We start from the raw sequence: 25,021 nt of genomic DNA on the forward strand, positions 1-25,021 counted from the left end.
CCCGGATGTATCAGACGTGCCGGTGCCGTACTCCTGTCGATGTGGCCAGAATGGGCATTATGAGCGACGCAGACCCCACGCACGTACGTCATCCGGGCGACGAGGGCGACGCGGCCATGCCCGGAAACGAGACCCCCGGCCACGCGATCTGGGACCGCGCCGCGGAGCACTTCGCCAACTGGCGGGCCGGCGACACGCGCGCCATGGACGAGCTCGTGCGCCTGCTCACCCCGGTGCTGTGGCACGTCGTGCGCGCCTACGGGCTCGACGCGATGCTCGCCGAGGACGTCGTCCAGACCACCTGGCTCACGCTCGTACGACGGCACGACTCGATCCACGAGCCCCGCGCCGTCGCCGGCTGGCTTACCACGACCGCGCGCCGGGAGGCCTGGCGCGCCGGCCGGGCGCACGGCCGCGACCGCGCGGTCGAAGACGTCGAGCTCGAGCCGCACCTGCCGCCGGAGGATTCCGCGGAAGACCAGGCGCACCTCAGCGACCGCGACCGGCGGCTGTGGGCCGCCGTCGCCCGGCTCGACGAGCGCTGCGGCCGGCTGCTGCGCGTCGTCGCCTTCGAAGAGCGCCCCGACTACGCCCGGATCGCAAAGGATCTGTCCATGCCGATCGGCTCGATCGGCCCGACGAGGCAGCGCTGCCTCGGCAAGCTACGTACCGCCCTCGAATCCGACGGGGGCGGCTGGATGAAGGAGGAGACCCGTGACCTCTGAGACATACTCGTCCGACGCCGCGCTGCTGCGCGCCCTGCGCCACACCTGGGAACGCGTCGACCCGATGCCGGCAGACCTCGTCGACCGGATGGTCGCCGCGGTTGCGACGGCCGACCTCACGCGCGAGTACGCCCTGCTGACGCTCGTCGAGACCGATGCGCTGTCGGCCGTGCGCGGCGACGCCGACATGCTCACCCTGCAGTTCAGCGACGGGCGCACGACGGTGCTGATCCACGCCACCGCCGAGTCGGGCGGTCAGCGACGCATCGACGGCTGGATCGACGGAAACGCGACGAGAGTCGAGTTGATTCCGGATGCCGGGACCGCGCCGACCGCCGTGACCGCCGTGACCGCCGTGACCGATGGCCGGTTCGCGTTCGACGCCGTGGCCCCCGGCGTGTCGCGGCTGCGCATCGTGCTCGCCGCGGCGCCCGAGCCGGACGGCGCCACCGACCTGATGACCCCGCGCTTCGAAGTGTGAGCGTGCCCCCAGAAGAACAGTGAGGAGCGACCATGGTCGCAGATGCAGCAGAACCCGGCGGACCCCAGCCGAAGGGGTGGTCGTGGCGCGACCGCGCTCGCGGCTCGGTGATCCACGCCACCGTCCTCGACCCGGGGAGCGAACCGCTCGACGGCATCGAGGCGTTCCAGACCGCCTACGTCCCCGATCGGCTGCTCGTGTCGGAGGCGCCGGAGGGGGCAGACCTGCCCGGCGTGCTCGAGCGCGTGCGCGAAGCGGCCGCGGCGTTCGGCTGGGGTGTCGTGCGCGAACGCCTCGACGGGACCGAGCTCGGCGACGGAGAGCTGCCGGAGCGGCGGCTGGCGGGTGGGCCGCTCAGCATGCGCGTGCGCCTGACGACGCCGGAGGAGCAGGGCGGCGTCTCACCGGCGCTGCCCGACGCGTGGCGCGTCCTGCAGCGCGTGCGTCGTGACGCACTCGACGCGTGGGATGCGCGCGGCGCGCGCAGCAGCCGCGCGGCCCGCGATCCGCTGCGGAAGCGGACGAGCGCCGAGGTCGCCGCCGCCCTGCGGGAGTTCCGCGTCGACCGGGTCGGGCTCGACCACATCCTCACCGTCGACCCGATCGGCCTCAACCCGTATACGCGCACCAATCCGTATACGCGCACCAACCCCTACACCCGCACCAATCCCTACACACGGACGAATCCCGTCGGAGAATACGGCGAAAGCGGATCTGGTGGTCGTCAGCCGGTGGCGTGGATCGGACCGGGGCCCGATGACATCGAGGTCATGCGCGGATGCCGTCGGCCCGTTGTCGCCGTGCTCGATACAGGCATCGGCGCGCATGGCTGGCTGCCCGATGCCCTGGTCGATCGCGACGTGCGGCTGGACGGTATCCCGATTGGCTTCTCGGACGAGGCGAACCCGGAGGTGTATCCCGACTTGTACGGGCCTCTCGACGGCGAGATCGATCCGGTCGCCGGTCATGGCACGTTCATCGCCGGCATCGTCCGCCAGGTGGCACCGTCCGCCGAGCTTCTCGCCATTCGGGTCGCCGACGCGCTGGGTATGGTCGAGGAGTCGAACCTGCTCTACGTCCTGGAGGATCTCGGAGTACTGGTGCAGCGCTTCCGTGACGGTGACACGCGCCGCGGACGTCCCATCGACATCCTGAACATGTCCCTCGGTTACTACCATGAGACCCCGGAGGACGGGCTCTACTCGCGCGACCTGTACGACCTGCTCACGACGCTGCGCGAACTGGGCACCACGGTGATCGTCTCCGCGGGCAATGACGCGACCGACCGTCCGACTTTCCCTGCCGCCCTGTGGTCGTGGCCCGGCGCCGACAACGGGATCGCACCGGACGGTGGCGCCGAGCTCGTCTCGGTGGGGGCGCTGAACCCCGACTGCCGGTCGACGGCGCTGTTCTCCAATGTGGGCCCGTGGGTGCGTACCTTCGCGGTGGGCGCGGCCGTACTGAGTACGGTGCCGGATTTCGTCGGCGGCCTGCAGGCGACGGCCCGCGACGATGGCTACGGGCGGCGTCGGCTGACCATCGCGCCGGAGGACTTCCGCGGAGGGTTCGCGATCTGGAGTGGGACGTCCTTCGCGGCTCCTCTCGTCTCAGGCCTCGTCGCCGCGGCACTGGGGCAGCCTTCGCGTAAGGAGGGACGAGGAAAGGCCGTGGCGGCGGCACGCGCCGCAGTGAAGAAGGTGCTCGGCGACCTCGGCTGAACACAGATCGTCGGGCTCGTGCGTGCGGCGGCGCGAACGGGCATGCTGGAGGGGTGACTTCCGACCCGGCGGCGCGCTACGAGCATGCACTCGTGCTGGCCAACGCTCGCCGCTACGAAGACGCCGAGCGGGCACTCGACGCGGCGGCGCGCGCGACGACGGATGCCGACCTGCGGGCGCGCATCTCCGGCACGCGCGCCTTCGTGCTCGACCAGACCGGGCGCTCCGCAGAGGGTGCGCGCGTCTGCCGTGCGGCGCTCGCGACGGACGGGCTGAGCGCGCACACGCGCGGCGTGCTCGCCGGGCAGCTGGGGTCCATCTTCATGCATCAGGGGCGCCTCGAAGATGCGGCCGAGTGGTTGGGCACAGCGATCGACACGATCCCGGAAGACCCGCTGGCCGTGGCGAATCTGCGGATGAACCGCAGCATGGTCGCGATGCAGCGCCGGGATTTCGTCGCGGGAGCGGCCGACCTGACGGAGGCTGCGAAAATTTACGCGGCACAGGGCGACCCGGTCGGCGCCGCTGAGGCGCAGCACAACCTGGGCTACCTCGCCCTGCTCGCCGGTGATCTCGTCAGCGCGATGCGCGAGATGGCGACCGCGCGGCCGGTGATCGCCGGCATCTCGGCTGCGAACGCGGCGATCGGCGATGTCGACCGGGCCGAGGCGCTGCGCGACGCGGGGCTGACGACCGAGGCGGAGCGGGCGCTGGCCGATGCGGCGACCGTCTTCGGCCGCAACCGGATGCCGCAGGCCCGCGCCGAGGCGGAGTTCCACCTGTCGCGGTCGCTGCTGCGGCACGATCCCGCGCGCGCCGCGCGCGTCGCGCGCACCGCAGCCGGCCGGTTCGCCGCCCTGGGCGCGCGCTCGTGGGCGGCGCGCGCCGACGCCGTGCGGCTGCGGGCGGGCCTCGCGGAGGGGACCATCGACCGCGCCGGCCGCCGCGTGCGCACACGGCGTGCCGCGGTCGACGGCACGGAGGTCGCGCGCCTGGCCGCCCGACTGACCCGAGCGGGGCTGCACAACGATGCGGCGGCGTTGCGGCTGGACCACACGCTGTGGCGCACGCGTCACGGCGACGCCGCCGGCCGGCTTCCCGCGCTGCCGACGGGAGCGGCCCTGGAGGTGCGCCTGCTGGCGCAGGAGGTGCGCGCCGAGCGGGCCGCGGCATCCGGACGCGAAGCCCTCGCCCGCCGTCGCGCGGCCGAAGGACTCGACGAGCTCACCGACTGGCGGTCATCGTTCGGCAGCCTCGACATGCAGACCTCGCTCGCGATGCACGCGAACGGCCTGATTCTCGCCGGGCTCGCGTCGGCCGTCCGCTCGCGGCGCCCCGACGTGGTGTTCGAGTGGTCGGAACGGGCCCGCCAGCTCAGCATGCAGGTCGTGCCGCTGCGCCCGCCGCCCGACCCCGACGCGGCCGCCGACCTCGCCGAGCTGCGCATGCTGCGCGCCGACCTCACCGGCACCGACTGGACGAGCGACCCCCGGGTGATCGAGGTCGGCGCGCGCCTGCGGCACCGGCAGTGGACGACGACCGGCGGCCGGCGCGTCGAAGCCGCCGTGGGCCTCGACGACGCCGTCGCCGCGCTCGATGGCGGCACGGCGCTGCTCGCCTACGTCTTCAGCCCCGCCGGCCTCGGATGCCTCGTCGTGACGGATGCCGGTGCGCAGTTCATCGACCTGCCGGGCTGGGAGAGCGCCCGGGCCGCGCTGCCGGGGCTGCGCGCCGACCTCGACATGAGCGCGGCGCTGCAGGCCGGCCCCATGGCGCAGGTCGTGCGGCGGGCGCTGTCGGGGCGTGCGCAAGCGCTCTCGGCTCAGCTTCTCGCCCCCGCGCTGGCGTGCACCGATGCCGCCCGACTCGTCATCACGGTGCCCGGGGTGCTCTCCGGGATGCCGTGGGGCATCCTCCCCGACATGCGCGGCCGCGCGTTCACGCTCGCGACGTCGGCGTCGCACTGGGTGCACGGGCGCCGCGTCACGGCCGCAGGCCCGGCGGGGCTCGCCGGGTTCGCCGTCGGACCCCGCGTCGCCCGGGGCGAGGAGGAGGCGGTGGCTGCGGCATCCGTCTGGCCGGCCCCGCCGGCGATCCTGCGCGGCGAGGCGGCGGGAGTCGCGGACGTGTCGGGGCTGGCGGGCCGCGTCGAGGTGCTGCACATCGCCGCGCACGGGCGGCACGCTGTGGACAACCCGATGTTCTCCGGTCTCGAGCTCGCCGACGGCACGCTGTTCGGGTACGACATCGACCAGATCCCGCGGATGCCGGCGACGGTCGTGCTGTCGGCGTGCGAGGTCGGACGCTCGGCCGTGCGCTGGGGCGAGGAGGCGGTCGGCATGACCCGCGCCTGGCTGCACGCCGGCGCCGGGTGCGTCGTCGCGGCGCCCGTCGTCGTCGCGGACGACGACGCGTGCGAACTGCTCGCGGCGCTGCACCGCGGACTCGCCGATGGCGTCGCGCCGGGGCTCGCGCTGGCGGCCGCGGCGGAGCAGACCGGCATCCGGTCGGCGTTCCAGTGCTACGGGGACGGCTTCTGAGGAATTCTTTCCGCGGCGTGTATCAGGGGTCTGCGGGCGTGCTCTTGATCCATGGAGAGACCGTCGGGCGGGTTCGCGAGCCCGCCGCGGCTGTGCACACTGTTGGGGAGCGGTGTCGGGTCGCTCCACGTGGACGGCTGGGGACAGTGATCACCGTCCGGAGGGCCGACGGTTCTGGGGGGATCGCCGGCCCTCCATCGCGCCTGCGCGCCGGATCTCCGGGCGCCGCTCGTGGGGTGGCGCTCGCGGTGACTGCGCGGTGACTGCGCGGTGACGGTCAGCCGCGCGACGAGTTGGCGGTGCGACCGCGGACGATCCCGATGAACGCCTCGACGAGTGGATCGCCGGCACCCTCGTCGCGCCACGCGAGGGCGACGGTGGATGCCGGCCCCTCCGCGAGCGGCCGGTACTCGACGTCCTTGCGGTGATGCAGCCGCGCGAGCGACATCGGCACGATCACGACGCCGACGCCCGCCGCGACGGTCGCGATGGCGTCGGCGACGGTGTCGGGCGGGGCGAAGCGGGGGGTGGCGGCATCCGGGATCTCGACGGCCAGCGGCGCGTGCCGCGGCGCGATCACGACCTCGCCGGCCAGATCGGCGACGGTCAGCTCGGCGGCGGCGGTCAGGTGCGAGTCGGCGGCGCAGACGACGACGGGCACTTCGTCGTAGAGGCGGATGACGTGCAGCCCGGCCGGGTCGATGGGCAGGCGCACGAGGGCGGCGTCGACGGCGCGGCCGACGAGGGCCTCGCGCTGGTCGGCGATCGTCAGCGGCGTCAGGTCGAGGGGCGTGCGCGGCATCCGCTCGTGCCAGGTGTCGATCCACTTGCCGGGCGTCGCACCCTCGATCGCCCCCAGCCGGAACGGGCCGGGCGGCGGCGCGGCCCCGGCGCGTGGCTCTGCCGCCGCCGCGCCGCCTCGCCCGGCCGCGGGTTTGCCGCCTCGCCCGGCCGTGGGTGTGCCGCCTCGTCCCGCCGTGGGTTGGCCGCTTCGTCCGGCCGTGGGTTGGCTGCTTCGTCCCGCCGTGGGTTGGCCGCCTCGCCCCGCCGTGGGTTGGCCGCCTCGCCCCGCCGACGCCCCGTCGTGCCGAGTTGGGCGTCCGGCGGCCCCGCCCCCCGCACCGCCTGCACCGCGCGTCGGGGCGCGGCGACCGCCCCGCCTCGGCTTCGCTCCGCCCGCCACGTGCGCCTCCTCTGTCCTCGCCAGCGTATCCCCCGTGGGCCGTCGTGGTTCGGTCGCGGCGTTCTGTGGGTGCGTCGCGCGTGCACCCGCAGTCTGCCGCGACCGAGGGGAGGGTGGCGGGGCGTTGCCCGGTTCGGTCGCGGCGTCTTGTGGGTGCGTCGGGGCAGCACCCGCAGTCTGCCGCGACCGGAGGGGAGACCGGCGGGGCCGCGCAGTTCGGTCGCGGCGGCGCGCGAGCGCGTCCCAAACGCAGGGTCAAACGCCACCGTCGGCCTCCATCCCGGGGTGAACGGCGGTTTCACCCTGCACTTGGCACGCCCGAGTCGGGTACCGTGGCGTCATGGTGGTGATCATCGCGACGGTGGCGGCGGCGCTGGCCGCGCTGCTGCACGTGTACATCTTCGTGATGGAGAGCATCCAGTGGACGCAGCCGCGCGTCTGGCGGAGGTTCGGGGTGGCAGACCAGGCATCCGCCGACACGGTGAGGCCGATGGCGTACAACCAGGGGTTCTACAACCTGTTCCTCGCGATCGGCGCGGTCATCGGGCTCGCGCTGCTGTGGGCGGGGGATGCCGGCACCACCGCCGAGGTCGCCGGTCGGACGCTCGTGCTGTTCAGCCTCGGGTCGATGCTGGCCGCCGCGCTCGTGCTCGTCACGAGCGGGGTCAAGTACGTGCGGCCCGCGCTGATCCAGGGCACGCTGCCGCTGATCGGCTTCGTGCTGTTCCTCTTCGCCTGAGCCCCGCGAGAAGAACCCCGCGAGACTGCATCCGTGCACCGAAACTGCGGTTGCCGGCTGCAGTCTCGGTGCACGGATGCAGTCTCGCGGGCGTTGGCGGGGCGCGGGCGTTGGCGGGGGCGGGGGAGCGGCGGGGCGGGGGCTAGGCGGCCAGGCGCAGGCCCCGGCGATCGGTGGCGATGCTCTCGCCGTCGCCGATCTGCACGTCGTCGCCGATGAGCGACCCGCCGGCGACGCGGGCGTTCGCGCCGACGACGGTGCGCACGCCGATCTTCGCCTTCGGGCCGATCGCGGCACCCGATCCGATGTGCGCGTGCGGAGCGATCTCGGCGTCGAGTCCGATGACGGCGTCGGGCTCGATCCAGGCGCCGCGGCCGATGTGGGCGCCCGCGGCGATCTGCACGCCCGGTTCGACATAGGCGCCCGACTCGACGAGCGCGCTGGCGTGGACCTTCGCTCCGGTCGCGATCAGCCCCCGGCCATTGGCGTGCTTGCGGTAGCGCAGCGTCTGCCCCTGGTCGTTCTCGATGTCGATGTAGTTCTTACCCACGGGTTCCCTCCTGAGAAGGGTGACAACGATGTGATGCCCCGATTCATTCCCGCGCCTGGGCCGACGGGAACACGACCGCCCGCTGCACGCTGTAGCTCACGACGAACAGGGTGGTCTCGGTCGCGATCTTGGCCAGGAGCATGGGCACCCCGGCATCCGTCAGGGCGCTGAGGATGCCGTAGTTCGCGGCCAGCAGCAGTCCTGCGAGCGAGAAGTACCGCAGGGCCGTCGTGCGGGTGGGCAGGTCGCGGCCGTCGCGGAAGACGACGGTGCGGTTGACGGCGAAGTTGACCGTTCCGCTGATCAGGCGCGCCGCGACGACCGAGAACAGCAGCCATCCGGTGAGGGCGTTGAGCACGAGCAGCGCGACGGTGTCGATGGCGAACGCGAAGAGGGCGGATGCCGCGAACCGCAGCAGCGGGCCGTACACGCGCAGCGAATCGACCAGCGGGCGGAAGTGGCTGGAGCGGTTGCCGTCGAGGTACACGGTCTGGATCGGCAGCTCGACGAGCTCGATGCCCGCCGCTCGCGCGCGCAGCAGCATCGTGAACTCGTACTCGAAGCGGTCGCCGGGAAGGCTCAGCAGCCAGGGCAGGATCTCGGCCGGATAGCCGCGCAGCCCGGTCTGCGTGTCGCGCAGCCGCTGCCCCGTGGCGAGCTGGAACGCCCAGCGGGTCGCCTCGTTGCCGACGCGGCTGCGCAGGGGGATTCGCAGTGGGATTTGCAGGGGGACTCGCGGGGAGAGGTCGCCGGAGAAGGTGCGCGCGCCGAGGACGATCGCCGGTCGGCCGCGCGGGCTCTGCGGGGTCATGACGCGTTCGGAGGGCAGTTGTCGCGGGGTCGCGGAGCCTGAGGCCGCCACGACCGCCAGGGCTTTGCGCTGCGCCGCAGCCTCAGCGTGAGCCGGCCCCTCGACCGCTGCCGCGACGCGGCGGATGTCTGCCGGGGTGTGCTGCCCATCGGCATCCGCGGTCACGACCGCCGACCCCGGCCACACCCGCGCGACGTGCGCGAAGCCGGTGCGCAGGGCCGCGCCCTTGCCGCGGTTGTGCGGCTGCGTCAGAACCACCGCGCCCAGGGATGCCGCCGCCGCGAACACCCCCGCGAAGTCAGGTCCGGATCCGTCGTCGACGACGAGCACCGGCCCGTCCGCGACCAGCGCCCGCACGAGGTCGACGAGACGCTCGTCGGGCTCGTAGGCGGGGATCAGAACGACGTGCACCTGGATCACCCCGCCGCGATGTAGAGGATGTCGCTCGTCGCCCGCTCCCCGCCATTGGAGGGCTGGTTGACGACCTCGCCGTTGAACCACATCTCGCTCGAGCCGCCGCCGTCGAGGTTGTAGGCGGTGGTCGCGCCGAGCGAGACCATGATGTCGGCGAGCTCGGTCATCGTGACTCCCCGGCTGTACCCGCTGTCGCGGCCGTCGACGACGACGATGACGATGTGGTTGTCGTCGATGATCCCGATCGCGGTGCGCGGCTGCTCGCCCTGGATGGAGTGGTTGCCGATGTTCGTGTCGATCTCGACATCGTCGATGCCCGCGACGACGGCGCCGTCCTCGACGAGCGCGGGGCCGAAGCTGAGCGTGTTCCAGGCGCCGTCGGCGAGCAGCTCGGCGGCGGTGGTCTGCGTCTCGTCGTACACGGCGGCGGTGCCGTCGGTGTAGAAGACGAGACCCTCGCGCGCTCCATCGTCGCGGTAGACGACGCCGTTGCGGATCACGATGCCGCTGTCGCGGAATCCGTAGTAGTCGCCGTTGACGGCGAAGATCGCGCCGTTCGCCTCGGCGGTCTCGCTGACGAGGGCGGTGATGTTCTCGCCGAACTGGTTGTTCGCGAAGGCGCTTCGCAGCACCGTCGCATCGCTGAGCGTGATGTCGGCGACGTAGTACGTCACGGTGTCGCTGCCCGACCCCTGCGTGTACTGCGTGATCGCGATGCTCGCGTCGTCGGAGGTGTAGGTGGTGTCGGTCACGACGGGGGTGGTGGATGCCGTGTCGCTGCTGTCGCCGTCGTCGGTGGCCGTCGCGGTCGGGCTTTGCGCGGCTTCGTAGGCGGCGACGTCGGAGACCTCGACGTGCGGGATGACGAACCGGTCGAGCGCCCACGCCGTGCCGCCGCCCGCGGCCAGCACGACGGCGAGACCCCCCGCGATGAGCCCTTGCTTGAGACGCTTCTTCATGCTGCCAGTGTCGGCAGCTCCCTCAAGCGGGTCGCCTGCTGCGGCTAGGCGCGGGCTGTGAATCCGGCGCCGGGTCGTTCGCCTGGCCAAAACGACGCCGCGGAGGCGCCGCTCACGTCTGGCAGCGCGGGCACCAGAACACGATGCGCTCGGCGGTCGGGTCGGCGCCGAGCTCCCCGCGACGGATGCTCGTGCCGCACCGCCGGCACGGTCTGCCGGCTCGGCCGTACACCCAGTTCCCCTGCCCGCGGCGGGTGTCGCCGGTGAACGTGCGGACGGGCCGGTCGCGGTTGCCGTGGATCATGCGCGACGCGGTGTCGACGAGCGCGGGCGCGTCGACACCGGGCGCGGGCCTCGTCGGCAGGATGCCGCGGACGAACAGCACCTCGTTCGCATACTCGTTGCCCAGGCCCGCGAGGTTGCGCTGGTCGAGCAGGGCGACGTGCACCGGCCGCGGGTCGGCGGCGAGGTTCTGCGCGGCGACGACGGGATTCCAGTCGGGCCCGAGCAACGTGCCGTTCGCTGTGCTGGCGGTTTGGCGCCGCAGCCGTGGATGTCAGATCGAAGCGGCATGGAATGCGCCCGCCCACTCCGGCTCGCACCGCGATGCTGCTGCGACGGCAACCGTGTAGTCGGCGGTGACCTTCACTCGCAGCACACAGCCAAGCACCTCTTCCCGAACGCGTCCGCCCGTGAGGAGCACCGCTTGATTTCCGAACTGGTCGATATCCAGGATCCCGGCCTTGGTCAGTGCTTCCTTCGAAGTCCATGCCATCAGGAAGGCCTGATGGGGGTCATTCGAAGATCGGGCGACGTCCTTCTCAGTGTCGGTCAAGGCATGGGTCATGAGCGCCTCGAGACCCCACTGTCGCCAACGCCCCTGATGCGCTTCGACATCGACGCCGATCGGATGGCGCGACACTCCGGCCGCCACCCAACCTCGCGAATGGCTCCATGAAAGGTGGAACCCGTCCTCCGTCGCAGTAGGGGTGCCATGACACCCGCCGCACTTCGCGCAGACCTGCGCTAGGTCGTGTCCTGAGGGATACACGGCGTCCGAGCCCATCAGCAGTTCGCGGGCGAGCGCACGAGCGGCCAGCATGTCACGCCGAACTTCCGGGTCGAGGATGCCATCTATTCTCGCTCGCACGCAAGGAGTCAGCCAGAGCGAATCGGACGTCAGAGATCCTCCGAAAGACGATCGGACTCCGAAAACCGCGGTCACTCGGCCGCCCTCGACAGCAGATACGCCAGGGGTACGGGACGCAGCACGTCCAACGGCGACAGCTCTGCAATGTTTGCCGCACCCAGGCTCCGCGCGAACCTCGCCGCGGTCTCCGCTCGGCCTCCCGCCGCGATGAAGGCGCGCTCCCCCGACGGGACGATGCCGTTTTCGCGGCAGACCAGGACGGCGGCCGAGGACAACGTCATCCTGTGCCCGCGAGGGTCCGCATCGATGAAGTCAGGCACGATGAAGGAACGGTCCCTGCTCCCAGCGCGCCACAACTCTGCTTCAAGGCTCGGCGCAAGGGACCGTGGGACGACTGAGGCTTCGATACGAGGGCGCTCCCCGGCGGAGGACGCCTCCTTGACCTGCAGCTCGCACGACTCGACTCCGGGGAAGCGGAGGATCCTGTCCCGAAGTGCATCGAGGTCCACAGCCGTCACGCCCACCCTCGTCAGGTTCGGCGCGTGGCGCGTGGCGCGGTCTGCATCCGAGATGGCGTCCGGCGACGGGGAACCGTCCCGGCGCATCAGCGACTCCACGATCTTCGGCAACTGCTTGACGAAGGTCACTGCCGTTGCCGCGGTGCACAGGTCGCGGTGAAGGATCACGTCGACGACGACAGATCCGTCCTCCATGTATGCACTGAAGTACGCATCGTGGAAGTCATCGCGCCACGAGATTGACACCGCCGAAACTTCCGTATCCTCGCCCGCTTCCTGCGCATCGGAGAGCTGAGACGCCTGGCGATCGATGTCCACTGCAACGTCGAGGGTGCACCCGAGTCGCACGTCGTGACCGCGTTCCGCCTCGACCCTCGCCTTCGTGGCGAGGAACTCGAAGTACGGGTACTGCGAGCAGGCGATGGCTGAGCTCCAGGAAGCGCGAGCGCGCCGTAGGGCCTCGCTCGGCGTCTCCGCCTTCCGGAGGTCGAGCGTGGCCAGCCCTTCCTGGAACGTGCACGCCACGGCGTCTGCGTAGATCCCGTATCGATTGGCGGCGTTGATCTTGATTCCCAGGGGAGAGACGGCGCCCAGTCGATGCAATCCGATGCCCAGCGCCGTCATCAACGTCGGGCCGGCGCTCGCCTCGGTCTCCCAGCGGATCCGCGCAAGAAGAACCAGGAGACGGCGAGAGCGGAGGCGGAACGAATGGTAGCTGGGCTTCGCATCGTGGTCCGTCCGACCGGCAGGGATCGGGAACATCGCACGGGGCAGAGAGCGGAGCACCTCATCTGCATGGTGTAGAGCGACCCGCGCCCGCAGGAGCATCTCCTCACCTGACTCGTGGTCGGCGATCTCACACGACTGCGGGCCGCAGTTGCCGGCCGAATCGAACGCACTTCCCCTTCCTGCGAACAGCCGCGCCGTCATGAGATCCGCCACACGTCTGCTCGCGAACTCATCGATGACAGCGTGGTTGCAGAGGATGACGATGTGCTGGGGGCGACCGTCTTCGACGACGACACCGACGCGCGCAGGACGATCGGTCGCCGGATGCATCGGCGGTCCCGCCAAGTCCCCGATCAACGCTTCGCGTGCTTCCAGCGGGGAGGCACCGATCAGCGCGCTGTCGACGATCTCGATGTCCAGAGGACTCTGAGGTTGGAGGACAAGCTGCCTCGGAATGCCGTCGCGATCGACGCGGAGGAGCGTGCGCAATCCTTCGATGTTCCGGAACAACCACTCCAACGCGTCGGTCACGTCCGTGAGCGATCGACCTGGCGGGACCGTGCACCGCACCGCATACTTGACGCTGTCGAGCGTCGGCAGCGGCACGTCATGGATGAACCAGTACTGCTGCTGCGCCCATGTGAGTGGTGACGGTGTTCGTCCGTGACCGGTCATTCCCGCTATTCCGATCGTGGCTCTACTCTCTGACATGCGCGAGCACTTCGGCGCGAAGAGTTTCATCGTGCACGTAGCTGCCGCTGAACGCGCTCGTTATGGTCGTCGCCCCCGCGGCTTTCACGCCGCGAAGAGTCATGCACGTGTGCTCCGCCGAGATCGCGACGCCGACGCCGATGGGAGACAACCGACTCGTGAACCACATGAGTAGCTGCTGGGTGAGACGCTCCTGAACCTGGGGGCGGGCCGCCAGCGCATCGACGGCGCGCGCGACCTTGCTCAGCCCGAGCAGACGCTCCCCGGGGATGTACGAGACGTGGGCCGTGCCCACGAAGGGAAGCAGGTGGTGTTCGCATATCGACCTCATCGGAATGTCGCACACCGTCACTGGCCCTGCGAACCCGTCGGTATTGGGGAATGTCGTCGCCTCGAAATCTTTCGGCACGAGCAGCTCGGCCAGCGCTCGCACCAACCGTTCGGGGGTCCGTCTGAGATCTGCTGTCCCGATGTCGATTCCCAGGCCTCGGATCATCGCCTCAGCTCCGACGACCGCCGCCGGGATGTCGATCTTGCGGGTGGTGGTTGTCTGCGTCGGACTCATGCTGTTCTCCTGCTCGTCCCGTCGATGTGAAGCTGGATGACGTCGGCGAGTTTCGCCGGCGCCACGATGTTCGGGGAGTGCCCGCAACGAAGAATCTGGAAAACGAGCGTTTCGATCCGCTCGAAATTCAGACGCATCTCGTCGACGAAGTCGGCCGGGCACAGGCTCGACCCTTCTCCGCGAACGATGGACACGGGTACTGTCACGCTGCGGAGCGAGCGAAGAGCCCACTTCGCTCGCTCATCGTCGATACCGACCCACCGCCTGTTCGCTGTTCCGTCGCTTCGCGTCAGCCCGAGCACCCGCGGAACCGGATCCACGAGGGTCACCGATATCACCTGCGGCAGCCTGCTGCTGAGCGCCGCTGCGAGGGCTGTACCGGCTGAGTGACCGACGAGGTGCACCGGGGTGCGCGGGCAGGTCTCGCCGAGCTGTTCAACGATGACGTCGACCATCCCGGCGGATCGGTCGGGAGATCCACCAGGCGAATCCTGACGTGCGGCGACCGCTCGCAGGTCCGGGCAATACAACTCGGTCCGTTCCCGAGCAAGCCATCGAGCGACGAATCGCCAGTCGCGGGGGGCGTGGTCCCATCCATGAAGCACCACGCATGTCGCATGCGCGTCATGAACGCTCACAAGTGGCTGCATGTCGTCACCAGACCGAGGCGGGTTCCATGCGCACGCTGTTCTTGCGCGATTCCCGCGCGACGATGGAACGGATCCTCACGCGATCGTCGGTCTGCTCACGCAAGAGCGCGGTTCCGTGCTTGAGAACCCAAGCTGCGGATGCCTCCATATTCGTGCCTGACATGATGCGGAGATCGATCACACCGCGCCGGCCCAGTTCGCGGAACAATTCCAGTTCAGGATCGTTGTCCGCGATGAGAGTCGTGTGGTCGAACTGTCGCTCGAGCATGCTGCGGAACGGCTTGAGCTTGCCGAAATCCACGACGAATCCGGTGTCGGCTTCGAGCTCGCGGCAGACGAACTCGATCTCGAAGGACCGCTCGTAGCCGTGCAGGAAGCGGCACAGTCCGTCATGGGCCCAGGCGCGGTGAGCACAGGGAAGGTCATCGAAGAGCTTCGTCACCGCGAACTCTCCGGGTCGCGCATCGACGATCATCAAACTCCCTTTCGCAAGAGCTGCGCCTGTATCTCTTCCGCCATCTCCGCCGCAGTCGGACGCTCGAAGAGCCCGATCACGGAGAGCACCACGCCGAACGCCTCACTGAGCCGGAGCGCCAGCGTGACGCCGAGCAGCGAGTCACCGCCCAGCGCGAAGAAGTTATCGCTCTGGGCCACGTTGCGACGCCCGGTCACTTCTCGGAGGATGTCGATGACGAGCCGGACGATGCCTTCATAGTCAGCGGGAGCCTGCCCCGTTGGATCGGCGACGGACACGGGTGAGCCGACCGCCTCGGGTCGCGGCGTCACCCATTGGTCGACGCGCGTGACGAAGTCGGCAGTGGAGATCAACACGGGATGGACGTCATCCAATGCCATCAGCTGCTCGTAGATCGCAGCGCCCTCGCTCGGGCGAATGGCGATCTCTGCGACGACGCCGAAGTCCGGTGACGCGAAACTCGGGTCGATCACCGAATGCTCGGCGTCGGTCTCCCGCTCGTGGAACACCCAACCGTCCCAGTTGACGCTCATCGACGGGTATCCCTGCCTGTTGGCCCGCTCCACGTATGCGTCCATGAAGGAGTTCCCCGCGGTGTAGGCGTAGAAGCCCAGCCCGCCGAGGTGGGCCGACAAGGATGACTGCATCAGCACGAAGTCCAAGGACCTCCCGCGCAACAGATAATCGAGGACGACCGTGGCCCGCACCTTGGGATGAAGACGACGCTCGCAATCATCGCGCCCTGTGTCGCTCAACGGCCGGAACGCTCGTTGGGTCTCGAAGACCCCTGCGGCGTGCACGACGCCGTTCAGCCCGCCCCACAGCGAATCCACCTCGGCGAGAAGCGACGCCATGTCCTCGTGATCGCCGGCATCGCACGCGCGAGCGATCACCTTCGCACCGAGCGCCTCAAGTGCCCGGATCTGCTCGATCCGCAGACGCCGGACCTCGTCTTCGGTGTGTGCCGGGTCCACCTGACCGGCGCTGACCTCTGCGTCGGTCGGCACCGAGTCGAGAGCTGTCAGAACGAGTCGCGCTCCGTACTTGCGTGCGAGGAACTCCGCAATCGTCATCCCGATGCCGCCGAGACCGCCTGTGATCAGGTACACGCCCTCGCGCCGAAGCCGCTTCGCGTCGCCATCGGCCTTTGGAAGGGTGTCGCGTTCGAAGCCCCGCACCCAGCGACGACCGGATGACAGCGCGACGATGCGTTCCTTGTCCGTGGACAACAGTTCTTCGACGACATGTTCGGCGAGCATCTCGTCGGGGATCCCGGTCACGTCGATGGATCGAGTCTCGACGAAAGGGTAGTCCTGAGGGATGACTAGCGCGGGACCGTTCAGCAACGCCCGAGCCGGCGCGCGGTCACCGTCATCATCCACGGGGTGGGCGCCGCGGGACACGATGTCGACCTCCACGGCTCGCGCGCCCTGGAGGCGCGCGAGCTGCTGGGTACCGAAGAGTATCGAATAGAAGCCGATCTCCTGCTCGGCCTCGATCTGTGCGATCTCCTCCTCGAAGGTCTGCGCGCGTTCCAGCGGCGCGATCGAGGCGAGGTGGAGCAGCCGATCGACAGGATTCTCCACCGAAATCTTCTGTGCGAGGAGTGCGCGAATACCTTCCTCGTCCCCGGGCGCGACGTCTACTCCCAGGGCCACCGCGTCGACCTCCACCCCGGCCTGTTCGAGACGCTTCACTATCCGGTCGGAGTGGGCACCGGGCGCGGAGAAGATAAGCCACCGCTGTCCCCGCACGTCGGCTGCCATCGGGGCTCTCCGCCGCACACGCCAGCTCGGTTGGTACACCCAGTCCGCGATCGACGGAGCGCGGCGAGGCGTACCGCTCGCTGTCGCGGCCACATCGCGCGGCGACGGAGCATCCTGCTCGGCGAACCTCTCCCGCGTCAGCGGCCTGGCGGGGAGGGACACTCGCTGTCCTCTCCGAGGAGGACGGGTGAGCGCTCCGCCCAGGACCCAGAGAAGCGCGACGGCGCGATCGATATCATTCAGCGCCCTGTCAGTGTCCGCGCCGAACAGTGGGACAAGGCGTCCCTCCGACCCGAGCAGCTGGCCGGTCCCGCCATTCGGTGTCATGTCGATCACGAGGTCGCCTTCCTCGCCGACCTGGTCGGCCGTCACCTCGGAGGGGGTCGTGAGATGCTGCCGCCAGTACGCCTCATCCCATCGGAACTCGCGAGTCAGAGGATGGAAGGAACCCGGTGCCGACCCGGGTGACATGAGCGGTAGGTCCGCCGCGATGTCTCCCATGTACTCCGAGTGGTACGCGTGACCCAGCCCGAGGAGTTTGACGGAGTGGGCCTGCCCGGCTTGCGAGAGACGCTCGGTCGCCGTAGGGACGTCCTCGCTGGGGATCGCCATCGCACGCACCCCGGTGCGTGCGCCGTAGTCGATGGCGAGGCGCGCAGAGGGCACTACCGCCTGCACCGTGTCGACGTCGAGCGTGGTGAGAAGGATGTCACCCGTGGAAGAGGCGGCATCGAGCAGTTCTCCCCGCGCAGCGGCCACCCGTAGAGCCTCGGCAGAATCGAGCGCCCCGGCAAGCACCGCTGCCGCGAATTCGCCCAACGACACGCCCACGTATCGGTCGATCCGGATGGACCGCCTCAAGTGCCTGGCGATCGCGATCTCAATCGCCACGTGGAGGGGATGCGCGGTGCGGGCGGCGTCCTGTGGCTCGGCCATTACATCATCGAGGTGATGCCGCTCGCCGACATACGGAGACACCTCAGCCCAGAGCGACGTGAGATCCTTCGCGAACGCGGAGTTCTTCATCAGACTTCGTGCGATGTCGCTCAGCCTGGTGCCCTGACCGGGAAGGATCAGCACGGTCTCACCTGTCGTCCCTGCCCACCCCTCGGTCGCGTCATCCGGGGCCAGACCCGCCGCCAGAAGCTCTGCGTCGAACGGTCGTGCCGATGGGGAAGAGTCGAAGGTGAGCCGATAGTCCAGCTGAGGCCACCCCACGTCGAGCGTGTAAGCCGCGTCCTCGGCCCGGGCGCTGCCGTTCGCCACTGCGCCAAGCACCGCGGCCGCGTGACCGTACGCGTCCTCCGGCGTCGCACCGGAGAAGCGGAACCGCGTCGGCTCCTGCCCACCCTCTGCTCGTTCGTCGGCCAGTTCCTCGGCGTCGGGCCTGGGCGCCACCGAAGCACGGTATCCCCCGAGGACGACGTTGGCGTTCGTGCCCCCGAACCCGAATGAACTGACGCTCGCGTACCGCTCCTCAGGAGGCAGGGCGATCCGCTCCACGCTCATCGGAACGAAGAAGGGGGTCCGGCCCAGCGCTCCCGAAGGCTGGTCGACCGCGCCGACGGGAGCTATCTCCCCTCGTCGCACGACCTCGCTCGCCTTGAGCAAACCGATGATCCCGGCGCCGACGCGCAGGTGCCCGATCGTCGCCTTCACAGACCCGATGGCGATCCGGCCGGGCGCCGGGGTGTACGCCTCCGTCGCCGCCCGCAACTCCGAGTCGTCTCCGATGGAGGTGGCCGTCCCGTGGGCCTCGTAGTAGCTGATCATCTCCGGCATGAGTCCCGCGGTGGCGAGAGCCTCCGTCATGACAGCGGCCTGCCGGCTGGCTGAGGGGGCAGTGAAAGATGCCTTCACACTGCCGTCGTTGTTGATGGCTGACCCGTGAATGACACTCTGAATCGGTAGCCCGAGTTCCTCCGCCAGATCGAGCGAAACAAGAAGTGCGGCGCCGCCGCCTGAACCGAACACGACTCCGTCCGCCCTCTGGTCGAATGGCTTCACTTCGCCCGTCTTGGAGAGGATGCCGCCGTCAGCCCAGACGTACGTTGACGGCTGGGGATACTCGATGTCCATTCCACCCGCGATCGCCGCATCGCACTCTCCGCTGAGAATGCTCTGCACCGCCAGGTGCACGGCGACAAGCGACGAAGAGCATGCGCTGCCTATTGTGATCGCCGGTCCCGTCAAGCCGAGCTTGTAGGAGATCCGCGTCGCCGCATAATGGGGATCGGCTCCGAGGAGGGAACTGAGCGGTGTCGATTCCGCATCCTTGCGCTCTTTCCCGTAGCCGTTATCGCCCACGCTGACGAAGACTCCCACGTCATACGACGTGTCATCCCCAGCCAGGGCGCCCATCTCCAGAGCCTCCGCAGCGCACTCCAGCAGCAGCCGCTGCTGGGGATCGATCTCGCGGGCCTCTCGGTCGGAGTAGCCGAAGCGGGAGGCTGCGAACTGCTCCCAGCCGTGCAGCCGGCCGTAAGCGGACACACGTCCCCCCTGGTTGACTCCCACGTTCGACCGCAATCGTGACAGCTGGTCTGACGTCGCGGATGTGACCGACCAGAAGTCGTCCGGCGTGGAGGCGCCGGGGATGCGGACCCCGTAGCCGACGATGGCAACCGACGTTGTCATGTTTCCGTCTCTCTTTCTCTGGATGCTCGTCTGGGATTCGAACCGGCCCTGGCTTCGCGCCACGCTGCTCGACGTGCAGCACGCGACTCCCGCAGTGATGAACTCGCCGAGGTGTCGCCGCCCAGCCACATCGCCTGAAGCCGAACGGTGGGAAACGCGAGAAGCTCGGCAGGGGCGACCGTACGTCCGAGAACCTCACTGAGCCGCGTTGCGGCGTATGAGATCCCGAGAGAGTCGACACCGCTCTCGAAGAGGTTCCGGTTGACGTCGACTCCCCTGCCGAGTACATCCCGCCACAGGCGGAGGATGTCTCGAGTCGTCAGATCGTGCGACGAGACCGGGAACTGGAGGAGGGTGGTGATCTTCTCGAGGTCACGCTTGCCTCCGCGTCGCGAGGGTATCTCTGAGGCCGTCTCGATGCGGATGGTCTGAACGACAGCGAGTTCGTCGACGAAGAACCGGCGTATCTGCCGAGAAGCGTCCTTCTGCGCGGGCACGATCAGCACGCCAAGAATGTCAGCGGTCTCCGACTGAGGATCCGCAGAAAGTGCGCACAGCGCGACATCACTCACGGCCGGATGCTCGTTTACGCGTCGCTCCAGGAGCCCGAAGTCAAGCCACCTGCCTCCGACTTTCCGCGTGTCGGCCACACGTCCGGTGACGAAGATCTGACCGCTGTCATCGATGTATCCCAGGTCTCCTGTCCTGAGCCTAGGCGGGCTGCCTTCGAATCGAGCCTCTGTCGCGGCTCGCTCGAGATAGCCGAGCGCGATCGTCGGGCCGCTGACGAGGATCTCGCCCGGTCCTCGTCCATCTTCGGCATCGGTGGACACGTGAATCCCCGGGAGCGGGGAGCCGACCCTCCCCTGGTAGACGGACGCATGATTGTCTCGGTCGACTAGGAGGACTGCGATCTGTCCCGCGCTCTCGACAGCCGCGTAGGTGTTGATCACCACGGAATCCGCTATATCGGGACGTGCGAAGAGACGCCCCAGTCCGCCCCTCGACGCCGCTTCACCGCTCAGCACGATGCACGCCGGGAGCACGTCCTCCTGTCCGTCGACGTCCCTGAGGAACAGAGACAGCTCCGAGGGAGTCAGCGACACGACGCACTGGCGGTTCACCGACCGAATCTCCGCCACGAGGGCCGAGTAGTTGCCGCGTTCCGGAGGAGCGACGAGCCTGAGGTCACCGCGGAAGGAGATGCAGCCGAAGAGTTCGAAGAGGCTGAATCCGAACGATGGGGAATGGAACCCCATCCACGGCACGCCGGCCGTGATGGTGTCCTCCAGCCGTGAGGCGAGTGCCGAGAAGACATGGTTGAGCGCGCGGACCGGGATGACCGCCCGACGAGACGCCCCCGTCGAGCCGGAGGTCGTCATGACGTAGCAGGGCCGTGTGCCCGCTGCGTCGGCGAGCTCGCGCAACCGGGGAAGCCGCTGAGATTTGACGCGGGTCAGCACGGGGCTGGGCTCGGAGCCGTCCCAATGGGAGCGCAATCGAAGCGTCACCTCCTCCGTGACCGCGTTCTCAGAGGCGAAGAGATAACCGAGAATCGCACACGCGATACGGCCCAGGGCGACGTCGCACGGTGACATGTCGGCAATGGCGATCAGGTCGCCGTCACGATATCCGAGTCGTCGGGCTTGGTCCTCGACCTGCGCGCAGTACCGACGCACGATGTCGGCGCCGAGGCAGACGTCGGCGGGTGTCGTGATCGAGGGCATCCATGCCTGAGATACGGCGATTCGAGTCTCGGAATCGGCAGGAAACCAGGGAAGAAGCTCCTCGTTCTCGGCCATCGATCCACCCCGATTCGGGAGTCCCGCGCCCTCGCGCAACTCTGGCCTTCACAGTAAGCCTAAAACGTTCAAGTGGTCAACCGTCGAAACGCAGGAGTGGAGTTGGCAGGGAAAAATTCCGACATTTTGATTGCAGTGCACGCGGAGATGCGGCAAGGTGGCGTACACGAGACTTAAGCGTTCTAGTGCGTGTCAGAAGCCTATCGAACTTGTTCGCACACCACCGGGGGAGGCCGCGGAAACATGACCGCGCATCCAGACCTCGCCCCTGCGGACGCGCCACGAACCACCCTCTGGGCGGCTCTGTCTGTCAAAGACTTTCGCCTGATCTTCACTGCGCAATCCATCTCCACGCTCGGTGACGCGGCCTACGCCGCCGTTCTGGCATTCTTCACCTATGAGTTCGCGGGGTTCAGCGGAGCGGTGGGTCTCGTCCTCGGCGTGGTCTCGGTCAGCACGCTCGTATCGCTTCTCGTAGGCGGAGCCGTCGCCGACAGAGTGCATCGCAAGTGGGTCGCGGTCGCGTCCGACTTGTTCCGCTTAGCCTTCATCGGTGCCCTCGGGGCTCTCGTGGCCACGGACGCCCTCAGCCTGCCGATTCTCGTGGCTCTCACCGGACTCGCCGGATTGGTCGACGGCTTCTTCGACCCCGCGCTCCGCGGGGCGATACCAAGCCTCGTCCCCGAGGAGAAGCTCACGTCTGCGAACGGATTGCTCGGCTTCGTGGGATCCACCGGCGTCGTGATCGGCGCGGCGGCGGGCGGCGTGCTCTATGCAACGGTCGGCTCTGCGACGGTGTTCCTGCTCAATGCGGCGTCGTTCGCCGCCTCGGCGCTTCTGCTCTCGCGACTGTCAGACAAGGGTGCACGCGGCGGTGATTCGAGTCCTCCCGAGGAGCAACCGGAAGAGTTCGCCCGGAGCGTGCGGAGCGGAATCGTCTACCTAACGAAGGTTCCGGTACTCGTCTCGATCCCCGTGGCAGCAGTCGCCCTCTTCATCGCTGACGCGCCGACCGCCGTTCTCACCCCCGAACTCATCGCCGACCGCCTGAACGGCGACGCGAGCACGATCGGATGGATGAACGCCCTCGTGGGCTGCGGTGCCGCGATCGGGGCTCTCGTTACCGGCCATTTCGGCGGAGGACGTCGGCCGGCGATGATCATATTCGGCTCCTGGGGAGTCGCGCACCTCGTAACCGCCCTGACGTTCGGGCAAACCTCCGCGACCGTCGCCATCGTGCTGTCCGGTATTCGCGGAATCCTGTCCGGATTGGGTGGGACTCTGTGGAACGATCTGTTGATGCGAAACGTCGACCCTCGGATGCTCTCCCGTGTCTTCAGCCTCGACAATATGGGATCGTCGTCGCTGATGCCCCTCGGTGTCGTCGCCACGGGCATCGTGGTGGGCGCCTGGCCCGCTGTCGCGATCGTCGTCATCGGCCAGGCAGTCTCAGGGGTGCTCATGCTCGCGCTGCTTCTGAGGCGGCCGATCCGAGATGCATGATGTCCGGCACGCATGTGGATAGCACAAGGATCGACGACGAGGAGACGAGATACATGGCCCTTCCTGCATGTTGAGCTGCGCCCAGCAACGTCAATAGCGGCCAGTAGCATCTGTCTCACGATGTTGGTGAGGCGTGCATCGGCGTAGAGCGGAGTGCATTTTTGACTGTACAGTTCGACCTCGCAGGAGACTGTTCCTACGGCGAGTGTGAGAGGTGGATGTATGCGGACGGCGCCTCACTCACCATCGAACTCGCTGATTCGGTGGAACCGATGCCACAGGCCGACGCGTATCTGGCGGATCTCCAGCGGCGACATCCGCGGCGCTTCTCGGACATTGCGGTGCGTTTCGAGCACTACTCGATTTATGGGCGGTTTGAGCCGATACGTGAACTTCGACAGTCGCGTGGGGATATCTGGGAGATCAAAACAGCAGAGGGTCGCGTCCTCCACTTCGAACTGTCAGCGACCTCCCGACACAAGCGAGTCGTGAGAGTCACCAACTGTTGCGAGAAATCGAAGAGCAAGACCCAGGAAGGCAGGCTGCCGGAGCACCATATCCGCAAGGCCGAGGCGATCAAGAAGGTAGACGATGAGCGAGGTTGAGCGAGTTCGCGCGGCTGGAGCGGTGACGCCAGCTGTGGAAGACGTCGCGGTTCTGCGTGCGGACAGCCGGTTGCGCCTTCGCGCCCTCGCACTCATCCACGGTGCGATGGGGGCCTCGCACGTATCGAAGGCGGAGCTGGCGCGACGCCTTGGTGTCGGGCGTTCCGCGGTGAACTCAACGCTGAAAGGTAACGGCAACGTCACGCTCAGAACCTTGAGCGAATACGTGGGTGTCCTCGGATTCGAACTCGATCTGTTGCCCACAAGAATGGGCGAAGTGGCGGTATCGATTCGCGAGCGACGCGCGCCCCGTGTCGCTGAGCTGACTCTCAGAGACCGGGATCTCGCGCAGCGCGGAGGTGTTCACGCCGTCGCGGAGGTCAATCGCTCATCCACTTCTCACGGTGTTCTTGCCGGGTCTGGGGGCGGGCCGCACAAGATCGAAAGCAATAGTGTCAGCCAGGTATCTCTCGTGTCCGTGACTCAGGTCGGGGCAGTGCGATGAGAGTGCGGCAGTTTGATTTGGCCGATTCTGTCGTCGTTCGCAACGGTCTGCTGACGACGGTCAATGGCGGATTGAACCTGCTGTCGCGCGCTGAGTTTCCCGCGACGCTCGATGCAGACCTCGCGGTAGTCGTCGAGTTCGATATTCCTGTGGACGCGAGTGTGGCGGTCGCGATCAAGATTCAGCTCTTCAAGGTGGGGGCACCAGAATCCTCTGTCCTCATTGCGGAGCTGACTGGCCAACTCAATCGCGAACGTGATGCCATGACCGACATCGTGACGATGAGCATCCCGCAGCCAGTAGCGCACCTCACGGTCGACGCTCCAGGGGGACTACGCGTTCGAGTTGTACGAGAGCGACGTGAAGTGTGCGGAGATGCGCTTCGCTGTCACGGAGCAGCGTGCGTAGGGGTGGACGGCCGCCCGTCGCCTGAGCCCTGATCCACCGTGTCGGTTTTGACGGGGTGGGACTCTGGTGTTGGTTCAGTGGTGGCCTTTGTGGGCGTGCGGGTGCTGCCAGCTGGTGCTCTGGCTCTTCCACTTCGGCTCCGGTCGCGCCCGTCATGGGCTGGGTGGTCAGGGCGTTGCCGTGCGTGGCGGGTCGGTCGCGGTCGCCCAGAGCAGCGCCCATGCTGGCGCCCAGGGCCAGTGCGCGGGCAGGTGCATCACGAGCCGCCGCCCTGTCGAGGCGAGTCTTGCGGGGGTGCTGATGATGGTGCGCTGTAGCGTCGCCATGCGTGCTCTGCCGAGGCCGGCGGCAGTGGCTGCGGCGCGAGAGAGGTTGTGAGCGATGACTGCGAGCTGGAGCCAGGCGTGGTTCGCGGTGAACTTCCCGGAGGGCAGATGAGCGAGTGGGCCGCTCTTGAGCTCGGCGATGACCTGCTCGATGATCGCGTGACCGCGGTGGAGCTTGTCCGCCTCGATCCGGTCGAGGTCGCTGTTGGTGATGAACGCGTGATACCGCCAGGTGTCGAACAGCGTCTCCTGCCCCTGCGCGGCGTTGACGTTCAGGCGCTTGACGCGGCGCACGATCAGCCGGCAGGCGATGTGCTCGTCTTTGGGTCGGGACACGAACGCGGTGAACGGAGCCTCGGCGACCTCGGCGTCGCTGATCCATTCGCCGGTGTCCTCGTCGCGGACCGCGTTCGTCCCCTCCAACTCCGCGTGCGTGCGCGCCAGAATCGCATCGTTGCCGTGACTCCACAGCAGCAAATCCCCGACCGTCTCCAACTCGTCCCGTGTGCGTACGTCCACGCGACCGCCGACGAAATCCGATGCGATCCGAT

General features: G+C 68.4%; 20 protein-coding genes and 2 pseudogenes. 9 read left to right on the forward strand and 13 right to left on the reverse strand.

Annotated features, from left to right (window positions below; all coding sequences use genetic code 11):
* The first annotated feature begins 59 nt into the window (after positions 1–59).
* Genes QM720_RS06760 through QM720_RS06775 form a run of 4 tightly spaced genes read left to right on the forward strand, consistent with a single transcriptional unit; the run spans position 60 to position 5,464 of the window.
* Entirely contained in the window at positions 60–725 is a 666-nt protein-coding gene (locus QM720_RS06760) for an RNA polymerase sigma factor (protein WP_415125372.1), read from the forward strand.
* Positions 715–1,206 carry a hypothetical protein gene (locus tag QM720_RS06765; protein ID WP_415125373.1) on the forward strand — a complete coding sequence of 164 codons (492 nt, stop codon included), beginning with the start codon at positions 715–717 and terminating at the stop codon, positions 1,204–1,206. The genes QM720_RS06760 and QM720_RS06765 overlap by 11 nt, the downstream gene beginning before the upstream one ends.
* Positions 1,207–1,238: 32 nt before the next feature.
* On the forward strand, positions 1,239–2,924 hold the full coding sequence (locus QM720_RS06770; RefSeq protein ID WP_415125374.1) for a S8/S53 family peptidase: 1,686 nt from the start codon (positions 1,239–1,241) through the stop codon (positions 2,922–2,924).
* A 53-nt stretch (positions 2,925–2,977) separates the two neighbouring features.
* Complete coding sequence (locus QM720_RS06775) at positions 2,978–5,464, forward strand: CHAT domain-containing protein (protein WP_415125375.1); 2,487 nt, start codon at positions 2,978–2,980, stop codon at positions 5,462–5,464.
* A gap of 277 nt (positions 5,465–5,741) precedes the next feature.
* On the opposite strand, the gene QM720_RS06780 is transcribed toward QM720_RS06775, so the two are convergent.
* The gene (locus QM720_RS06780; protein WP_415125376.1) at positions 5,742–6,647 is read right to left on the reverse strand and encodes a LysR substrate-binding domain-containing protein; all 906 of its coding nucleotides are present in this window, start codon (positions 6,645–6,647) and stop codon (positions 5,742–5,744) included.
* A gap of 340 nt (positions 6,648–6,987) precedes the next feature.
* Between QM720_RS06780 and QM720_RS06785 the strand changes: the two genes are divergently transcribed.
* Entirely contained in the window at positions 6,988–7,386 is a 399-nt protein-coding gene (locus tag QM720_RS06785; RefSeq protein WP_415125377.1) for a DUF1304 domain-containing protein, read from the forward strand.
* Between the two features lie 142 nt (positions 7,387–7,528).
* On the opposite strand, the gene QM720_RS06790 is transcribed toward QM720_RS06785, so the two are convergent.
* From QM720_RS06790 to QM720_RS06840, 11 genes and pseudogenes are all read right to left on the reverse strand, one after another.
* Positions 7,529–7,936, reverse strand: a complete 408-nt coding sequence (locus tag QM720_RS06790) for a transferase (RefSeq protein ID WP_415125378.1) — start codon at positions 7,934–7,936, stop codon at positions 7,529–7,531.
* 43 nt (positions 7,937–7,979) lie between these two features.
* The gene (locus tag QM720_RS06795) at positions 7,980–9,158 is read right to left on the reverse strand and encodes a GtrA family protein (protein ID WP_415125379.1); all 1,179 of its coding nucleotides are present in this window, start codon (positions 9,156–9,158) and stop codon (positions 7,980–7,982) included.
* Between the two features lie 5 nt (positions 9,159–9,163).
* Entirely contained in the window at positions 9,164–10,120 is a 957-nt protein-coding gene (locus QM720_RS06800; protein WP_415125380.1) for a phosphodiester glycosidase family protein, read from the reverse strand.
* Between the two features lie 112 nt (positions 10,121–10,232).
* A pseudogene (locus tag QM720_RS06805) lies at positions 10,233–10,628 on the reverse strand (Fpg/Nei family DNA glycosylase); the annotation flags it as partial.
* A gap of 48 nt (positions 10,629–10,676) precedes the next feature.
* A complete protein-coding gene (locus QM720_RS06810; RefSeq protein WP_415125381.1) occupies positions 10,677–11,222 on the reverse strand; it encodes a 4'-phosphopantetheinyl transferase family protein in 546 nt (181 codons plus the stop codon).
* A 119-nt stretch (positions 11,223–11,341) separates the two neighbouring features.
* Positions 11,342–13,192 (reverse strand): hypothetical protein, encoded by a 1,851-nt coding sequence (locus tag QM720_RS06815; protein ID WP_415125382.1) that lies wholly within the window; start codon positions 13,190–13,192, stop codon positions 11,342–11,344.
* A gap of 22 nt (positions 13,193–13,214) precedes the next feature.
* Positions 13,215–13,793 carry a GTP cyclohydrolase I gene (gene folE, locus QM720_RS06820; protein ID WP_415125383.1) on the reverse strand — a complete coding sequence of 193 codons (579 nt, stop codon included), beginning with the start codon at positions 13,791–13,793 and terminating at the stop codon, positions 13,215–13,217.
* On the reverse strand, positions 13,790–14,443 hold the full coding sequence (locus QM720_RS06825; protein ID WP_415125384.1) for an alpha/beta fold hydrolase: 654 nt from the start codon (positions 14,441–14,443) through the stop codon (positions 13,790–13,792). Before QM720_RS06825 ends, folE begins: the two co-directional genes overlap by 4 nt.
* Before the next feature lie 4 nt (positions 14,444–14,447).
* The gene (locus tag QM720_RS06830) at positions 14,448–14,918 is read right to left on the reverse strand and encodes a 6-carboxytetrahydropterin synthase (RefSeq protein WP_415125385.1); all 471 of its coding nucleotides are present in this window, start codon (positions 14,916–14,918) and stop codon (positions 14,448–14,450) included.
* Positions 14,918–19,321 carry a beta-ketoacyl synthase N-terminal-like domain-containing protein gene (locus QM720_RS06835; RefSeq protein ID WP_415125386.1) on the reverse strand — a complete coding sequence of 1,468 codons (4,404 nt, stop codon included), beginning with the start codon at positions 19,319–19,321 and terminating at the stop codon, positions 14,918–14,920. The genes QM720_RS06830 and QM720_RS06835 overlap by 1 nt, the downstream gene beginning before the upstream one ends.
* Complete coding sequence (locus QM720_RS06840) at positions 19,318–21,123, reverse strand: non-ribosomal peptide synthetase (RefSeq protein ID WP_415125387.1); 1,806 nt, start codon at positions 21,121–21,123, stop codon at positions 19,318–19,320. Before QM720_RS06840 ends, QM720_RS06835 begins: the two co-directional genes overlap by 4 nt.
* Before the next feature lie 243 nt (positions 21,124–21,366).
* On the opposite strand from QM720_RS06840, the gene QM720_RS06845 reads away from it, so the two are divergent.
* The 4 genes from QM720_RS06845 (at position 21,367) to QM720_RS06860 (ending at position 24,176) form a co-directional block, all read left to right on the forward strand.
* Complete coding sequence (locus QM720_RS06845) at positions 21,367–22,626, forward strand: MFS transporter (RefSeq protein ID WP_415125388.1); 1,260 nt, start codon at positions 21,367–21,369, stop codon at positions 22,624–22,626.
* A gap of 218 nt (positions 22,627–22,844) precedes the next feature.
* Positions 22,845–23,231, forward strand: a complete 387-nt coding sequence (locus QM720_RS06850; RefSeq protein WP_415125389.1) for a hypothetical protein — start codon at positions 22,845–22,847, stop codon at positions 23,229–23,231.
* Positions 23,218–23,736: a helix-turn-helix domain-containing protein gene (locus tag QM720_RS06855; RefSeq protein WP_415125390.1), complete on the forward strand. Its 519-nt coding sequence runs from the start codon at positions 23,218–23,220 to the stop codon at positions 23,734–23,736. Before QM720_RS06850 ends, QM720_RS06855 begins: the two co-directional genes overlap by 14 nt.
* A complete protein-coding gene (locus QM720_RS06860) occupies positions 23,733–24,176 on the forward strand; it encodes a hypothetical protein (RefSeq protein WP_415125391.1) in 444 nt (147 codons plus the stop codon). Before QM720_RS06855 ends, QM720_RS06860 begins: the two co-directional genes overlap by 4 nt.
* Before the next feature lie 135 nt (positions 24,177–24,311).
* On the opposite strand, the pseudogene QM720_RS06865 reads toward QM720_RS06860, so the two are convergent.
* Positions 24,312–24,893, reverse strand: a pseudogene (locus QM720_RS06865) (transposase); the annotation flags it as partial.
* Positions 24,894–25,021 lie beyond the last annotated feature (128 nt).

This window comes from Microbacterium sp. (assembly GCF_047602155.1).
Lineage (GTDB): Bacteria > Actinomycetota > Actinomycetes > Actinomycetales > Microbacteriaceae > Microbacterium.

Bases quoted from the DNA above. Each gene is read 5' to 3' on its own strand.
- QM720_RS06760 (WP_415125372.1), top strand. From the start codon at position 60: ATGAGCGACGCAGACCCCACGCACGTACGTCATCCGGGCGACGAGGGC.
- QM720_RS06845 (WP_415125388.1), top strand. From the start codon at position 21,367: ATGACCGCGCATCCAGACCTCGCCCCTGCGGACGCGCCACGAACCACC.
- QM720_RS06830 (WP_415125385.1), bottom strand. From the start codon at position 14,918: ATGATCGTCGATGCGCGACCCGGAGAGTTCGCGGTGACGAAGCTCTTC.
- QM720_RS06840 (WP_415125387.1), bottom strand. From the start codon at position 21,123: ATGGCCGAGAACGAGGAGCTTCTTCCCTGGTTTCCTGCCGATTCCGAG.
- QM720_RS06815 (WP_415125382.1), bottom strand. From the start codon at position 13,192: ATGACCGGTCACGGACGAACACCGTCACCACTCACATGGGCGCAGCAG.
- QM720_RS06770 (WP_415125374.1), top strand. From the start codon at position 1,239: ATGGTCGCAGATGCAGCAGAACCCGGCGGACCCCAGCCGAAGGGGTGG.
- QM720_RS06825 (WP_415125384.1), bottom strand. From the start codon at position 14,443: ATGCAGCCACTTGTGAGCGTTCATGACGCGCATGCGACATGCGTGGTG.
- QM720_RS06785 (WP_415125377.1), top strand. From the start codon at position 6,988: ATGGTGGTGATCATCGCGACGGTGGCGGCGGCGCTGGCCGCGCTGCTG.
- QM720_RS06800 (WP_415125380.1), bottom strand. From the start codon at position 10,120: ATGAAGAAGCGTCTCAAGCAAGGGCTCATCGCGGGGGGTCTCGCCGTC.
- QM720_RS06855 (WP_415125390.1), top strand. From the start codon at position 23,218: ATGAGCGAGGTTGAGCGAGTTCGCGCGGCTGGAGCGGTGACGCCAGCT.
- folE (WP_415125383.1), bottom strand. From the start codon at position 13,793: ATGAGTCCGACGCAGACAACCACCACCCGCAAGATCGACATCCCGGCG.
- QM720_RS06810 (WP_415125381.1), bottom strand. From the start codon at position 11,222: ATGCTGGCCGCTCGTGCGCTCGCCCGCGAACTGCTGATGGGCTCGGAC.
- QM720_RS06860 (WP_415125391.1), top strand. From the start codon at position 23,733: ATGAGAGTGCGGCAGTTTGATTTGGCCGATTCTGTCGTCGTTCGCAAC.
- QM720_RS06850 (WP_415125389.1), top strand. From the start codon at position 22,845: ATGTATGCGGACGGCGCCTCACTCACCATCGAACTCGCTGATTCGGTG.
- QM720_RS06835 (WP_415125386.1), bottom strand. From the start codon at position 19,321: ATGACAACGTCGGTTGCCATCGTCGGCTACGGGGTCCGCATCCCCGGC.